The organism is Nocardia sp. NPDC046763, assembly GCF_040645495.1.
Classification (GTDB): Bacteria; Actinomycetota; Actinomycetes; order Mycobacteriales; family Mycobacteriaceae; genus Nocardia.
Genome location: NZ_JBEYYI010000014.1, coordinates 76,974 through 91,266, shown reverse-complemented (window position 1 = coordinate 91,266; position 14,293 = coordinate 76,974). Strand labels below are relative to the sequence as shown.

Annotated in this window: 13 protein-coding genes; 6 read left to right on the top strand and 7 right to left on the bottom strand. The window is 68.1% G+C overall.

All coding sequences use genetic code 11. The features are described from left to right. Window positions 1-205: 205 nt before the first annotated feature. The gene (locus ABZ909_RS23035) at window positions 206-991 is read left to right on the top strand and encodes an alpha/beta hydrolase (RefSeq protein ID WP_357002870.1); all 786 of its coding nucleotides are present in this window, start codon (window positions 206-208) and stop codon (window positions 989-991) included. On the opposite strand, the gene rho is transcribed toward ABZ909_RS23035, so the two are convergent. Beyond that, on the bottom strand, window positions 978-2,150 hold the full coding sequence (rho, locus tag ABZ909_RS23030; RefSeq protein ID WP_357002868.1) for a transcription termination factor Rho: 1,173 nt from the start codon (window positions 2,148-2,150) through the stop codon (window positions 978-980). The genes ABZ909_RS23035 and rho overlap by 14 nt on opposite strands. 322 nt (window positions 2,151-2,472) lie before the next feature. Between rho and ABZ909_RS23025 the strand changes: the two genes are divergently transcribed. The 4 genes from ABZ909_RS23025 to ABZ909_RS23010 all read left to right on the top strand — a co-directional run bounded on the left by ABZ909_RS23025 (window position 2,473) and on the right by ABZ909_RS23010 (window position 5,902). Then, window positions 2,473-2,982 (top strand): hypothetical protein, encoded by a 510-nt coding sequence (locus ABZ909_RS23025; RefSeq protein ID WP_357002866.1) that lies wholly within the window; start codon window positions 2,473-2,475, stop codon window positions 2,980-2,982. A 22-nt stretch (window positions 2,983-3,004) separates the two neighbouring features. Beyond that, on the top strand, window positions 3,005-4,069 hold the full coding sequence (locus ABZ909_RS23020) for a hypothetical protein (RefSeq protein WP_357002864.1): 1,065 nt from the start codon (window positions 3,005-3,007) through the stop codon (window positions 4,067-4,069). A 24-nt stretch (window positions 4,070-4,093) separates the two neighbouring features. Beyond that, complete coding sequence (locus ABZ909_RS23015) at window positions 4,094-4,333, top strand: hypothetical protein (protein WP_357002862.1); 240 nt, start codon at window positions 4,094-4,096, stop codon at window positions 4,331-4,333. 99 nt (window positions 4,334-4,432) lie between these two features. Continuing rightward, window positions 4,433-5,902 (top strand): amino acid deaminase, encoded by a 1,470-nt coding sequence (locus ABZ909_RS23010; RefSeq protein ID WP_357002861.1) that lies wholly within the window; start codon window positions 4,433-4,435, stop codon window positions 5,900-5,902. A gap of 55 nt (window positions 5,903-5,957) precedes the next feature. On the opposite strand, the gene ABZ909_RS23005 is transcribed toward ABZ909_RS23010, so the two are convergent. The 5 genes from ABZ909_RS23005 to ABZ909_RS22985 form a co-directional block, all read right to left on the bottom strand. Beyond that, window positions 5,958-7,055, bottom strand: coding sequence for a DJ-1/PfpI family protein (locus ABZ909_RS23005; protein WP_357002860.1), 1,098 nt, complete (start codon window positions 7,053-7,055; stop codon window positions 5,958-5,960). 2 nt (window positions 7,056-7,057) lie between these two features. Further along, window positions 7,058-7,933: an alpha/beta hydrolase gene (locus ABZ909_RS23000; protein WP_357002859.1), complete on the bottom strand. Its 876-nt coding sequence runs from the start codon at window positions 7,931-7,933 to the stop codon at window positions 7,058-7,060. A 120-nt stretch (window positions 7,934-8,053) separates the two neighbouring features. Next, the gene (locus tag ABZ909_RS22995) at window positions 8,054-9,616 is read right to left on the bottom strand and encodes an FAD-dependent monooxygenase (protein ID WP_357002858.1); all 1,563 of its coding nucleotides are present in this window, start codon (window positions 9,614-9,616) and stop codon (window positions 8,054-8,056) included. Between the two features lie 191 nt (window positions 9,617-9,807). After that, window positions 9,808-10,554, bottom strand: coding sequence for an alpha/beta hydrolase (locus tag ABZ909_RS22990; protein WP_357002857.1), 747 nt, complete (start codon window positions 10,552-10,554; stop codon window positions 9,808-9,810). Window positions 10,555-10,912: 358 nt separating this feature from the next. Continuing rightward, window positions 10,913-11,308: a nitroreductase/quinone reductase family protein gene (locus tag ABZ909_RS22985; RefSeq protein WP_357003079.1), complete on the bottom strand. Its 396-nt coding sequence runs from the start codon at window positions 11,306-11,308 to the stop codon at window positions 10,913-10,915. Between the two features lie 243 nt (window positions 11,309-11,551). Between ABZ909_RS22985 and ABZ909_RS22980 the strand changes: the two genes are divergently transcribed. Continuing rightward, a complete protein-coding gene (locus ABZ909_RS22980; RefSeq protein WP_357003077.1) occupies window positions 11,552-12,430 on the top strand; it encodes an RNA polymerase sigma-70 factor in 879 nt (292 codons plus the stop codon). 67 nt (window positions 12,431-12,497) lie between these two features. On the opposite strand, the gene ABZ909_RS22975 is transcribed toward ABZ909_RS22980, so the two are convergent. Next, window positions 12,498-14,279 (bottom strand): LCP family protein, encoded by a 1,782-nt coding sequence (locus ABZ909_RS22975; protein ID WP_357002856.1) that lies wholly within the window; start codon window positions 14,277-14,279, stop codon window positions 12,498-12,500. Window positions 14,280-14,293: the final 14 nt, after the last annotated feature.

The window sequence follows — 14,293 nt, the reverse complement described above, 5'->3', positions numbered from 1 at the left end:
CGTCGTCCGGGGATTCCGGACCGGCGAGGGTGTCCGTCTGGATCAGGTGTACGTCGAATGTCATGTGCCGCAACATATCTCGAGACACCGACGGAACCGTCCGGTTCGAATTCGATGTCCGAATCGAAGGTGGCGAATATGTCGAATCGGGCAATGCGGGTGAGGTCTCTCGGCGGGCGGGGAGGCGGGGAGGTAAGAAAGAACCATGTGGCATCCGGCGACCCCCATCCTCAATGCGCTCAGCTATCAGCCGGGCGATCGGCGGATTCTGGCGACTCCGGAGATGTATGGCATCGCCTACGAGGAGCTGTCGCTGCGCACGACGGATGGCGAGACCATCGATGCCTGGTTCGTGCGGGCGGTCGGGGAACCGCTGGGGCACATCTTGTTCGCGCACGGGAACGGCGGGAATATCGGGGATCGGTCGCCGATGCTGGCCATGCTCGCGGCGGTCGGGTTCGATGTGATGGTCTTCGACTATCGCGGGTATGGGCGCAGCACCGGCCAGGCGAATGAGCGCGGGACTTATCTGGATGTGCGGGCGGCGCGGGAGGCATTGCTCGCGCAACCGGGAGTAGACGCCAACCGGTTGGTGTATCTGGGAAAGTCGCTCGGCGGCGGCGTGATGCTCGAGCTCGCGAATGCCTTTCCGCCCGCCGCACTGCTGCTCATGTCGACCTTCACAGGCATGCGGGACGCGGCGGTCGCGGTATATCCGTTCCTGCCGAAGCTGTTCGTGCCCGACGCCTATCCCAGCCTGCCGCGGATTCGCACCCTGACCTGCCCGGTCATGATCATGCACGGCGACACGGACGAACTCCTGCCCGTACGGATGGGCCGCGACCTCCACGCCGCCGCGCCCGAGCCCAAAGAGCTGGTGATCTATCCGGGCGGCATGCACAACGACCTCATCGGATTCCCGGGCTGGGCGGAGACGGTGGCGACCTGGGCGGCCGGGGTGCTGCCGCCCAAGCGCCTCACTTCCGGATGATATTGGCGAGGAATTCGGCATTGCTGCCGGTCTTGCGCAGTCCGTCGAGGAGCAGGTCGAGGGCGCGCTGATCGTCCAGCTCGGCCAGGGTGCGGCGGAGTCTGTCCACGGCCAGCCGCTCGTCGGGGGCGAACAGCAGTTCGTCGCGGCGGGTGCTGGACTTGGCGATGTCCACGGCCGGGAAGACGTGGCGGCTCGCCAGTCCGCGGTCGAGTTTGAGCTCGGCATTGCCGGTGCTCTTGTACTCCTCGAAGATGACGGTGTCGGCGAGTGAACCGGTTTCGACGAGTGCGGTGGCGATGATGGTCAGCGATCCGCCGTGTTCGATATTGCGGGCCGCGCCCAGGAACCGCTTCGGCGGCGTCAATGCCATGGAATCCACACCGCCGGAAAGGATTCGGCCCGAGGCGGATCCGGTCATATTGTAGGCGCGGGCGAGCCGGGTCAGGGAGTCGAGCAGGACGACGACGTCCCGGCCCTGTTCGGCGAGCCGTTGGGCGCGCTCGACGGCCAGTTCGGCAAGGGCGGTCTGTTCGGCCGGGGAGTGGTCGAAGGTCGCGGCGATCACCTCGGCGGGTACCCCGCGCGAGAGGTCGGTGACCTCCTCGGGGCGTTCGCCGACCAGCACCAGCATCAGGTGCGCCTCCGGGTGGTTGGCGGCGATGCCGTGTGCGATCGCCTGCAGCACAGAGGTTTTGCCCGCCTTGGGCGGCGCCACGATCAAGGCGCGCTGACCCTTGCCGATCGGCATCATGAGGTCGGTGACGCGGGTGGTGAGCTGGTGCGGCCCGGTTTCGAGTCGCAGCCGCTCATTGGGATGGATGGGGGTCAGGTCCTGGAAGTGCGGTCGCGGGGAGATCTCGGCGACCGGGAGGTCGTTCACGGTGTCGACCCGCACCAGGGGGGCGAGCTTGCCGTTCTTGATATTCGACTGTGCCAGGCCGGCGAGGGCATCGCCGCGGCGCAGGCCGTGGCTCCGGATCAAACGGGTGGGCACGTGGATGTCGTCGGGGCCGGGCAGGTATCCGCTGCGGCGCAGCACACCGCTCTGGCCATGGATATCCAGGATTCCCGTTGCGGGCGTGAGGGTTTCGATGTGTTCGAGAGCCGGGGTCGCGTCGGTGTGGGCAACCCGCGGGGTGGGATCGATGGTGGTCATGAGAGTTCTCCTTGAGGGGATCGGGTGACTTGTGCACCGGGAGTGAGTGATTGGTGTGGCCGGATGCGGCCGAAGGCGGTAGACGACCGCCGGTGAATCCGAGTGGCTCGCGAGTGGCGGTGCAGCTCCGTCTGAGAGCTACAGCGCCACCGGATAACCGGCTCGGGGAGGGAAGAAATCGCGTGGGAGGGACTCGGCGTCGACCTGCATCCACGGGATTGCGACGCCCTCACCGTACGCCGTCCCCGAATTCCGCGCAATGTTCCGATTCCGGCGCACTGTGCAAGGCCCCCGCGGTCCCCGCGCTGCGTAGCCTGGAACCATGAGCGATGCCAAGGAACTCGTGGCGTTGTTGGCGCAGCTGCCGGACGCCGAACTCGCGGCGGTGGTCGAGGCCGCCACCGACGGCAAGGCCGGGCTGGCCGCGCTGCACGCGGTGGCGCAGTCACTGGCGGCCACCCTGGGTCATGCGCCGGATGTCATCGATGTGACTCCGGACACGCTGCCGGTGGAAGGCTATCCGCAGTCTGGGACGGTCCCCGCATCCGGGCAGGTGGGAGTGGGTCCCGTGGTCACCGGGATACCGGTACCGCCTGCGGGTATCCCAACAGGTCCGTCGATCGGCGGGTATACCTCCGGCGGCGTCCCTACTTTCGAGTCAGTTCGCGATAAGGTCGAGCAGCGCTACGGGACATCGCAGGGGATGGGCGAACTCGATCGGCAGACACCAGTGGGCCGTAGCGTCGAGGAACAGTGGGATGCGCGGGCGAAGGCCGCGCGGGAACGTCTGGAACAGATTCGAAAATCGGTGCACGGCAACGATTCCGAGTGATCAGGCGTTCCATCTTCAATTGATGGGTGGAACCTTGACCGAGTCCGATACGCCGTCGCGGACGCCACGCGAAATCGCCGAGAAGCTCCTGGATCTGCAGGTCGACTTCATTGTCGCCGAAGTCAGCGGTGACCGCTTCGCCGAAGTGATCGCCCGCGACGTGGAAGCCGTGGTCGGTGTCGCCGACACCATCATCTTCCGCGATGTGGTGGAGATCGATCAGGCCAAGCAGACCGTCGCCAATGTCATCGATCTGATCGGCGGCAGCCCGGTACTGGGTGAAATGGTCGGCACGCTGGCCAACTCGCTGTACGAGAACATTGCCGGGAACACCGACTACACCCTCGGTGACGTGGTGGAGCGCGAGCCGGTCGAGCAACTGCTGGAGAAGATCTTCGGCATGCACCAGGCCCAGGAACGCATCCTGGAACGGCTGACCGAGAGTCCCCTCATCGCGACCGTCGCCGCCAAGTTCGTGGACAAGCTGGTCGACGATTTCATGGAGACCAACAAGCAGATCGCCGGAAAGATTCCCGGCGTCGGATCGCTGGTCTCCATGGGCACCAATGCCGCCAAGACCGCCCGCAAGGCGGCGGAGAAGGCCGGCGGCACCTTCATCGGCGAAATGGCGGGCAAGGGCGCGCAATTCGCGCTCAAGCGGACCAACAATGCCATTCGCGAAATGCTGCGCGACGCCCCGGTGCACGACGCGGCCATGGAATTCTGGGACCTGCACGCCGGCGAGCCGGTCAGCGGGCTGCGCGAGTACCTGTCCCAGCAGGACCTGTACGAGCTGGCGCTGATCATCTACCGGATCGCGCTGACCACCCGCAACAAGGAGTACGTCGGCGTGCTGGTGGACCAGGGCGTCGAGGTGTTCTTCGAGAAGTACGGCGACCACACCCTGGCGGCCATGCTGCCCGAGCTGGGACTGTCCGAGGCGGTCGTCGCCGAGGAGATCCTGCGCTACGGCCCGGCCGTGGTGGAGGCCGCCAAGCGGAACGGCGTGCTGGCCAAGCTGATTCGCGAGCGGTTGGAGCCGTTCTTCCTGTCCGAACCGGTGCTCGCGGTGCTCGCCGGGAACTGACCCGAGACCTGCGAACAGGGCCGCATGCTGAAACCGCGTGCGGCCCTGTTTCATTCCCTCACGGGCGAACCCGCTCATTCCCCGGAGGGAATCGCGCAGCGCATCGCACCCGCGAAGGCGACGGTGCTGTTGAAGCAGGTCATCGTCTTCACCTGGTCGATGGTGACCACCGATGGCACCGTGGTCGGCGGCGGGACGGACATTCTCGCGCTGGACGAGGACGGCCGCATCCGCACCGACCACCAGCACATCGGCATCGAGTAGGGCCTCGAGCCCGCGGGCGGGTGCACGCGTCGCGGATCGTGCCATGCATGATTGCTTCGACTCGAGCAATGCACCGTTGCCTCGACCGAAAGGAGCGTCATGGCCCTCGACAAGGGAGTCGCCGCAGCCCTCAGCGACAGCGTCCTCGCCTGTGGCGACGCTGTCCTGGGCCCGCGGCACAAGTCGCTACCCCCGGCCGCCTGGGGACTGACCGTCCGCGAATACCTGGCCACGAATCCGCACCTGGACGACTTGCAGACGCCGGTGCTCACCATGGACCGCTCCGCGCTGGACACGAACCGGGCCGTCATGGCCGACTGGGCGCGCGCCGCCGGCGTCCGGCTCGCCCCGCACGGCAAGACCTCCATGTCGCCCCAGCTCTGGGCCGAACAGCTCGAGACCGGCTCCTGGGGTATCACCCTCGCCACCGGCTGGCAGGCCCAGGTCGGGCGGTCGTTCGGCCTCGACCGCATCGTGCTGGCCAATACCCTGGTGGATCCGATCGGGTTGCACTGGGCGGCGACGGAAATCGCGTGTGACCCCGATTTCGAGCTCTACAGCTGGGTCGACGGCGTCGGTGCGGTCCGGGAGATGGAGCGCCATCTCGAGTCCGCGCCCGATGGCGTCCGGCTGAACGTCGTCGTGGAACTCGGTGGCCCGCACGGGCGTACCGGCGCCCGCGGTCTGGCCGCCGCCCACGCCGTTGCCGACGCGGTCCACAAGTCACAGCGGCTGCGACTCGCAGGGGTCGGCGGTTACGAGGCCGCACTCGCCCATGACCGCACCCCGGAATCCATCGCGGCCGTGCGGCACTACCTGGACGAGCTCGCGATCCTGCATCAGGAGCTCATGGCTGCAGGCCGATATGACGAGTTCGTATTCCAGTCCGTGGCTGGCCGCGCGGAGGAAGCCTCGCCGCCGGCGGCCGATTCGCCCGCGCCCGCCGGTTCCGCCCGGTATGGATCGAATTCCCGGACTGATCGGGCCCGCCGTCGGGCGATCGTGACCGCCGGCGGCAGCGCATATCCGGACCTCGTCGTGGAGCGACTGGCCCGACTGGCGGATGAGGATGGCGCGCACGGGGTTCCGACAGTGGTCGTGCTGCGGTCCGGCGCGTATCTCGTGCACGATGACGGGTTCTACTCCGGGATTTCACCATTGGCCGCGGGGCACGCGGAGCATCCGCTGCGGTCGGCCATGCACGGATGGGCACGATGTGTGTCCCGCCCGGAAGCGGAACTCGCGCTGCTCGATGCCGGGAGGCGCGATGTTCCGTTCGATCTGGGATTGCCAGTTCCACAGCGAATGGCGGGACCGGCGAACAGCGGGCTCTCGGCGGTTGCGACCACGTCGCTGCCTGCCGGCGCGCATGTTTCGGCCTTGAACGATCAGCACGCCTTCCTGCGGCTGCCGGGTGCTTCGGACGACGAGGTGCCGGTGGGAAGTGTGGTGCGACTGGGGCTTTCGCATCCCTGCACCGCGTTCGACAAGTGGCGTCTCATCCCGGTGATCGATGACGCCGACGCCGAGCGGCCGCGGATCGTCGACTTCCTGCACACGTATTTCTGAGCGGGATGTCGCAGCCGCTCTTCGAATTCGAACTGCCGCAACGCCTCTGGTCGATCTACTCGCTGGTCCCCGCCAATTGAGCCGCGCCGGTGGCGAAATGCTGCCGATAGCGTTCGGGCGTGGTGGCCAGGCGGCGGCCGAACACCCGATGCAGGGTCTCGCCGTGGCGGTAGCCGATCTGGCGGGCGATCGCACCGATGGTCAGCTCGGTGGACTCCAGCAGGCGTCGGGCCGCCTCGACGCGCAGATCCTCCACGAAAGCCGCAGGCGTACTGCCGGTTTCGAGGCGGAAGGCCCGGGCGAAGTTGCGTTCGCTCATGCCCGCGCGGCGGGCCAGCTCGGCCACCCCGAGGTTCGCGTCGAGGTGATCGGGCAGCCACTGCTGCACCGCGCGGATGGCGGGCGTGCGCGCGGGATGGGTGCGCAGCTGCGCGCTGAATTGGGTCTGCCCGCCGGGACGGCGGGTGAACACCACGTACAGCCGCGCGATCATGGCGGCGATCTCCCGGCCGTAGTCGTCCTCGACCAGTGCCAGGGCCAGATCGATACCCGCCGACATGCCCGCCGACGTCCAGCGATTGCGGTCGCGGACGTAGATGCGATCCGGTTCGACGGTGACCCGCGGATAACGCTGGGCCATCAGGTCGGTCGAGGCCCAGTGGGTGGTGGCCCGGTAGCCGTCGAGCAACCCGGCCGCGGCCAGCAGCAGCGCGCCCGCACACACCGAGGTCACCCGCCGCGCCTTGCGGGCCAGGGCGGGCAGCTCCCGCACCACCTCCGCCCCGGCCGGCCCGGAGGCCATGCCGCCCACGACGATCAGGGTGTCGAAGTCGTCGCCGGCGGCGATGTCGTGCAGCGAATGCTCCACCGAGAGAGTGAGGCCGCCGTCCGCGGTGATCGGGCGGCCCCCGGGCGAGGCGGTCAGCAGGCGGTAGGGCAGGGCCGCGTCGTCCGAATCCGCCGAACCGATGGGATGCTCCTGCAGAACCGGCGGCAGTAGCGCGGGCGGCCTTTCGCGGACGCCGTTGAGCAGCGCGAACACATCCAGCGGCCCGGCCAGCTCGGACAGCTGCATGCCCTGGTAGACAACGAAAACGATGGTGCGAGGCGCGGGCATCCCGACATCATCGCAGTCGCCGGGCTCGGCTGCCATGGTCAGTGGCTGACCGATTCGGGTGTGGGGCGGGCGGTGTGCCGGTCGAGGAACGGGATGACCAGGTCGGCCACCCGGTCGGCGCACTGCGCGTGCGGGTAGTGGCCTGCGCCTGCCACCATGGCGACCTGGCCCAGTCCGGGCGGCATGGCGGCCACGACCGCTTCGGCCTCGGCCTCCGGGTCGGCGAAGTCCGGATCCTCGGCGCCCATGAGCACCAGTGCGGGGCAACGAATATCGGCGATTCGGGCGTGGGCGTCGGCCGGAGTGGTCGCGCCGGTCTTCATGAATTCCGCCCAGCGTCCGGGCTGCCGCAGGACGGTCCGCAGTTCGTCGAGGTAGCTGTCCTGATCGGCGGGCTTGGTCGGGTAAGCGATGTCGAGGTAACGGAACCACCAGGTGGGGGACTTCAGCCCCTGCGTGGCGAACAGGCGCAACATGCCGCGGCGGTAACGGCGGCTGGTGATCATCGTGCCGACATGCAGCTGCTGGGTGAGGGTGAACGGGTCGACCTCGACGATGGCGCTCACCAATTCGGGGGCTTCCGCCGCCGCGATGGTCGCCGAGCCGCCCGACAGCGAATGCCCGATGATGACCGCGGGTCCCCCGAAATGCCGGATGACACCCAGCAGGTCGTGGGCCACGTCGGTGCGGCTGATGGCTTCCTTCCCGGTCACCGAGGGCCAGTCCAGGCTGGATTCGCCGTGTCCGCGCATATCGGCGTTCACCACCCGGTATCCGGCCGCGACCAGCGGCCCGACCAGGTGCCGGAACTCCTGCCGCCAGGTCCCCATGCCGTGCGACAGCACCACCAGCGGTCCGTCCCCGGCCACGTCACACGCGATCCGCCCGTGCTCGAGCGTTACGAACTCGGTCATTTCCCGGTCCTTCCAAGCGATTTCGTTCCGGCCGCGTTTGCGGCATGCCGGAATTGAACGCCGGAAATCGGTCCGGGCCGAGGGCTCGGGCCGGACGGATCAGCGGTGTGGCCGAACTGGTCAGTCGCTGACCGTGTTTCCCGCGCTCGACACGGGCACCCGCGTCGGTGCGCCGAACCAGGTGGTCAGCGCGTCCCGCAACCCGGGTTCGGCGGTGGCGGAGGATTCGCCGACCGTTGCGGCCCAGGCGATGTGGGCGTCCGGGCGGATCAGGACGGCATCGGCGGGCCGGTCGACGGTGGTGGCGGTCCGGATGTCGACGCGGTCGCCCCACTGCTCCGCGATCTCGCGCAGGTCCGCGCGGTCGGCGAGATCTAGCAGCACGGGGCGGGCGTCGTGCAGGGACTGGGCGATGCCGGTGTGCAGGCGCAGATCGGAGAGGAAGGCTCCGGTCAGCGGATGGTCATTGGGATTCGGCATCGGATAGCGGATGTCGGCGCCCGCGATCATGGCCCCGAGCCGCTGCAGGGCCGGTGCGTCGGTGAGCAGTTCCTGGAAGAGCGTCCGCAGTGCCTCGGCCGCCGGATCGTCGCCGCGCCGCAGCGCCGCCTGCGCCTGGGTGTGCACCATGGTGCGGGCCGCCGCGAAGGAACGCTCCGCATGGTAGCTGTCCAGCAGCCCGTCCGAGGCCCGGCCTTCGATGTCGGCGGCCAGCTTCCAGGCCAGATTCACCGCGTCGAGCATGCCCGCGTTGAGGCCCACACCCGTGGCCGGGAACGTGTGCGCGGCATCGCCGGCCACCAGAATCCGTCCGGCACGGAAGCTTTCGGCCTGCCGTGCCTGGAACTGGTAGCGGGACAACCGGATCGGCTCACCCAGCGGCAGGTGGACGCCCAGCACGCGGCGGATGCTGTCGCCCAGCTCCTCCAGGGTCATCGGCTCGTTGTCATCGGTCTCGGTGACGGTGTCCTCGGTGGTCTGCACCATGAGCAGGCCGTTGGCGAGCGAGCCGACCGCGAACACGCCCCGATCTGTGCGGGTGAAACCGGCGGGGACGACACCGTGCCCGGCGACGTCGAGATCGCCGTTGTCCAGCACGGTCACCCCGGCCGCCACGGCGACCTGACCCAGGCGGTTGACCTCCGGATAGGTGATGCCGGGGAAGGGGATTCCCGCCAGCTCGCGGACCTTGCTGCGCGCACCGTCGCAGCCCACGACATAGTGAGCGGTCAGCTGATACGGACCGTCCGGGCCCGACACCGCCACGGTGACCCCGGCGCCGTCCTGATCGATCCCGGTCACGGTGTGCCCGCGCCGCACCTCGCCACCGCGCTCGCGCACCAGCTCGTCGAGCAGCTGCTCGAGCCGCGGCTGCGCAAGGTGCAGCGCGCGCAGCGGCGGATCCGGCAGCGGGCTCAGGTCCACATGCAGTCCGCCGAACGGGAAGGCCGCCGTGGGGGCGGCGACCGCCGCGCCGGCCGATTCGAACCGATCCAGCACGCCTCGATAGCTCAGCAATTGCAGGATCTGCCCGCTGAAACCATTGGCCTTCGGCACGGTCCGCAGCTGCGGCTGCCGCTCCAGGACCACCGGCCGCACTCCGGCCGCCAGCAGTTCGGCGGCCAGCATCAGACCCGTCGGGCCCGCGCCCGCAATGATCACGTCGGCATTCGTCACACGCACTCGCGCTACTCCATTCCATGGATTCCGGCTACGGTCAGCGATTCTGCGGCATACCGGGGGTCTTGCCGCAAGCCCGGGGGTGCGATATACCTTGAAAAGGGAAGCGGGTCACCGCTTCCCTTTGTCGATGGTCATCCGTTGCCGGGGTCATCCGTTGCCGGGGTCATCCGTTGCCGGATGGACTCTTTCGGCTACCGGCCCAAATGGTGGCGCATGAACGCCGCCGCGAAATCGGGCTGGGTCCTGGCCATCTGATTGTGCCGGCCAGGATTCGCCAGCAGCGTCTTTTCCTCCGACGCGAACGCCTCGAACAGGTCGAAGCTGGGCCTCCGGTCGATCTCCTCATCGTTCCAGGCGACCTGGAGGGTGAGGGGGATGGTGATCTTGCGTGCGGCCTCGAACAGTGCGTCGAACACGAAGACGCTGTTGAAGGTCGCGGCCCGGATGCGGGGCTCGGCGGCCACCAGCATCATGCCGATGACGGTGCCCAGGGTGATGCCGCCGTAGCCGACCGGAGCGGCCGGGCCGATCTCCGGCAGCGCCTGCAGCGCGTCCAGGGTGGCCTGCCACTCCGGCACGGCCCGCTCGGCCAGGGACATATTGAACTCGGCGATGATCGAGTCCATCGGTTCCCCGGCGGCCCGCGCCGCGTGCAGCGCGTCGGCCCACCGCTGGTCCTCCGCGTTGCGCGGCCGGTCGCCGTGCCCCGGGGCGTCGATGGCGGCCACCCGGTAACCGGATTCGGTCACGAAGTGACGCGCCGTCGTCACCAGGTTCGGGGCGCGCTTGTGCACGCCGCCACTGTGACCCAGCAGGATCAGGGGTGCGTTCTCGGACACGGATTCGGGCGACCACAGTACGCCGGTGATCTCGCCCAGGAGGAAATCGCGTTCACGGACGCCGTTTTCCGACGTCTCCGCGGTGAAGTTCAGGTGCATGATGTTCTGCCTCTCGGAATGCCTTGCAACACAGGCGCTCCCGGCGACAGCTACTTCGTACGCCCAACCGCGACCACGATGGGGAGCACCCACCTTGATACGTCATTCATGGGTCTCACCTCCTTCGTGATGTCACGGTCCACGGCACGGTATCAACCCGGACACGGAGGCCGCAAGCGACGCATCACGAGGTCTGCTGTGTGCAGCGAGCAAGTGCCGTTCGCGTCGGGGGCTCGGAATCGCGCCTCGTCGACATAGTCGATGGATACGGTCGACGTCGCAGATGGCAACGGTCGCATGGTAATTCGCGGTGTGCGTGGAGCCCGGTGGCGAAAGCTGCCGGTGATCACCGCATGGTTCAGGCGTCGGCGCGGGTGAGGACGGCGATGGGAAAGTGGCGGGGGCTCAGGGCTCGGTAGGTGGTGAAGTGGGGGTAGGCGGCGGCGAGGGTTCGCCAGTGGGTGGCGTATTCGGTGTCGTCGGTGACTACGCGGGTCGTGACGGGGAACGTTTCGCGGCCGATGCGGACGTCGGCGCGGTCGGTGGCGAGGAGGTTTTTCCACCAGTTGGGAGTGCCGGGGTTGCCGCCATTGGAGCCGCAGACCAGGAGGGTGTCGCCGGAGCGAACCAGCATGAGCATCACCGGGCGGGGCTGGCCGGATTTGCGGCCGGGGACGGTCAATTCGAGGACGGGGTGGCCGAAGAGGGTAGTGAAGCGGGTGCCGCCGAAACGGTCGAAGAGGCGGCGGTGCAGGCGGGCATAGCAGCGGGCTACCGCGCCGAGATGGGTGCTGGAGTATTAGTTGAAGCGACCCGCCAGGGTCAGCGGGCCGGAATCGGTGCCGGGCATTGGATGTCCCTTCGGGTCGGCGGCCGTACGCGGCTCAATGTACATGCTGTCCAGTGAGTTGACGTAGTGGCTCCTGAAGGGTGGTCTCGTGTTCGCCCGGTTCGTGATTAGGCTTCGGATATGAGCATCGGCGCTGATACCGGACCGATGAGCGGGGTGGACGCGTTCGATCGGCTGCGGCCGCTGCTGTTCACCATCGCCTACGAGCTGCTCGGCAGCGCCGCCGACGCCGAGGATGTGTTGCAGGACAGCTATCTTCGCTGGCGCGAGACCGATCCGGCGCGGATCGAGCATCCGCGCGCCTACCTCACCACCATCGTCACCCGGCAGGCGCTCAACCACCTGCGGACCGTGCGCCGCCGCCGTGAGGACTACGTCGGCAGCTGGCTGCCCGAGCCCATTCGCACCGAATCCGACGCCAGTCATGATGTGCTGCTGGCCGAATCGGTGTCGATGGCCATGCTGCTGGTGCTCGAGACCCTCGGGCCCACCGAACGTGCGGTGTTCGTGCTGTCGGAGGTGTTCGGCCACAGCTTTGTCGATATCGCCGGCATGGTCGGCAAATCCGATGCCACCGTGCGCCAGATCGCGCATCGGGCCCGCGCGCACGTGCGGTCCCGGCGCAAGCGCTTCGAACCCGACTCCGAGACCAGCCGCGAGGTGATCGACCGGTTCCTGCGGGCCACGCAAACCGGTGACCTGCAGACCCTCATGGATGTGCTGGCCCCCGATGTCGTCCAGATCGCCGATGGCGGCGGCAAGGTGAGCGCGGCGCGCCGCCCGGTCGTCGGCGCGGAACGCGTCGCCCACTATCTGATCGGGCTGAGCCGGAAAGCCATGGCGGACATGACCGTCGAGGTCGGCACCTACAATGCGCTGCCGGCCCTGCTGCTGCGCACCGCCGACGGACGCCTCGACACCGTCGAGCTTATCGAGACTTTCGGCGACCGCATCACCGGGCTGTACGCCATCCGCAACCCGGACAAGCTGGGCACCGCCGAACGGACCCGCACCCTGGAACGGTGACCCGGGGTGCTCGGCGGCCGCTGAACCGTTGTGTGACTGGGGATTTCAGCGACCGGCCGCGGGTGGATCAATTCACGCAGGGGATCTTCGAACCGATCTGGGTGGTGACGGGCTTGCCGGAATCGGGTGAGTCCGTGGTGGTGTCGGTGGCCGCGGCGCTGGTCGAGGAGCCGCCCACGGTGGTGGTCGGGCTGGTGGTGGCGGCGGTCGGGTCCAGCGATGCCGGAATCTCGAGGTCGGCGCCGACGACCAGCTTCACGTGCCCGCTGGACACCTCGGTGGACGGGCTCACCGGGATGCCACCGAACATCTCCGACAACTGCTTGGCGTCGGTGTCTGCGCCGGTGCCGTAGTAGACGGTCGAGGTGGTGCCGTCGGCGGAGGTGGCGTTGGCCACGTCACCGGCCGGGAATCCCTTGGCGGTCAGCAACTTCGACACCTTGGCGGCCTGACCGGGCGTGCCGCTGGCATTGACCACGTCCAGGGTCGAGGTGGGCGTGGTGGCGGGGGCGCTGGGCGCGGCCGGGGTGGAGACGCCGAACGCCTCGCGCACCATCTTCTTGATGGCCACCGGATCGATGACGTTCACGTCCTGGCCGTCGACCGTGTCGTAGCGCAGCACCGGCAGCGTGCGGAACTCCACCGTCGGGTTCTCCGCGCGGCCCAGCGTGGTGGCGAAATCGGTGAGGCTCCAGCCGTCCGACAGCACCACATCCTTGTGCGCCACATCCATCAGCGCCTTGAGCCGGCCCGGGTTGGCCAGCGTGCCCGAGCTCTTCATGGAATTGGCCACCGAGGTCAGGAACGCCTGCTGCCGGTGTGTGCGGTCGAGGTCGCCGTTCTCCAGCTCGTGCCGCTGCCGCACGAACGCCAGCGCGTCGGAGCCGTCCAGGTGCTGGGGTCCGGCGGGGAACTGCGCGCCGGAGTAGTAGCTGTCGTCCACGGCGTGATTGAGGCACACGTCGACACCGCCGAGCGCGGTCGCGAGGTCGTAGAAGCCGGCCAGGGAGATCTCCGCGAACCGGTTGATGGGCACGCCTGTGAGCGCTTTCACAGTCTGGACGATGCTGGCGCGGCCCGCTTCCCGGCCCTGACGCTCCAGGTCGGGCCCGTCGGACATGCCCTTCGCCTTGAGTTTCTCCTCGACCGTGTACTTCTTGAGGCCGTAGGACTCTTTGATCTTGGCGTGGTCGTAGCCCGGAATGCCCTGCACCGGAACGTAATCGTCGCGCGGAATGGAGAACGCGATGATGTGCTTCAGGTCTTTCGGAATGTGCACCAGGATCAGCGAATTGGCGTTGTAGCCGCCCTCGGTGCCGTCGCCGGCGTGCAGCTGGTCGAGGATGTCCTTTGGCAGATCGTTGCCGTTCAGGTCTTTCCGGGTGTCCAGGCCGATCAGCAGCATATTGATGTCGCCGTCGAGATTGACGTCCTCCGGTGAGATCGCGCCCGAGCGGACGAAGCCGGAATCGAAGTCGTTGCGGCCGTACCAGACCAGACCTGTTACACCGATCACACCCGCGGCCACCAGGGCCGTGATGCCGCGTCCGGCGAGGCGCAGGCGTTTGTCGCGCTCGCGCTGGGCCGCGGTGCGCTCCGGCTTGCCGCCGCTGCGATCACGCTTGCCATCGGTGCGCCGCTTGTCCGCGCGCCGGCTGGTGGAGTCCGCCTCGGCGCGCCGCGAGCGGCGGGGAGTCGGGTTTGGCGTCTCCGGTGCCCGGCGGGTGCGGCCCGGCTGGGGGCCGACGACCGGCAGCGGTTGGGTGGCGTCGTCGTACATGGCGCTGTCGAGTGTGCCGTAAGCGGCGCTCTCTGTCAGATTTCCGCCCGGTTGTGAATGAGCTTGCACGGTCGTGCATAATC

Bases quoted from the DNA above. Each gene is read 5' to 3' on its own strand.
- ABZ909_RS23010 (WP_357002861.1), top strand. From the start codon at position 4,433: ATGGCCCTCGACAAGGGAGTCGCCGCAGCCCTCAGCGACAGCGTCCTC.
- ABZ909_RS23015 (WP_357002862.1), top strand. From the start codon at position 4,094: ATGCTGAAACCGCGTGCGGCCCTGTTTCATTCCCTCACGGGCGAACCC.
- ABZ909_RS23025 (WP_357002866.1), top strand. From the start codon at position 2,473: ATGAGCGATGCCAAGGAACTCGTGGCGTTGTTGGCGCAGCTGCCGGAC.
- ABZ909_RS22980 (WP_357003077.1), top strand. From the start codon at position 11,552: ATGAGCGGGGTGGACGCGTTCGATCGGCTGCGGCCGCTGCTGTTCACC.
- rho (WP_357002868.1), bottom strand. From the start codon at position 2,150: ATGACCACCATCGATCCCACCCCGCGGGTTGCCCACACCGACGCGACC.
- ABZ909_RS23005 (WP_357002860.1), bottom strand. From the start codon at position 7,055: ATGGCAGCCGAGCCCGGCGACTGCGATGATGTCGGGATGCCCGCGCCT.
- ABZ909_RS22990 (WP_357002857.1), bottom strand. From the start codon at position 10,554: ATGCACCTGAACTTCACCGCGGAGACGTCGGAAAACGGCGTCCGTGAA.
- ABZ909_RS23035 (WP_357002870.1), top strand. From the start codon at position 206: ATGTGGCATCCGGCGACCCCCATCCTCAATGCGCTCAGCTATCAGCCG.
- ABZ909_RS23000 (WP_357002859.1), bottom strand. From the start codon at position 7,933: ATGACCGAGTTCGTAACGCTCGAGCACGGGCGGATCGCGTGTGACGTG.
- ABZ909_RS23020 (WP_357002864.1), top strand. From the start codon at position 3,005: ATGGGTGGAACCTTGACCGAGTCCGATACGCCGTCGCGGACGCCACGC.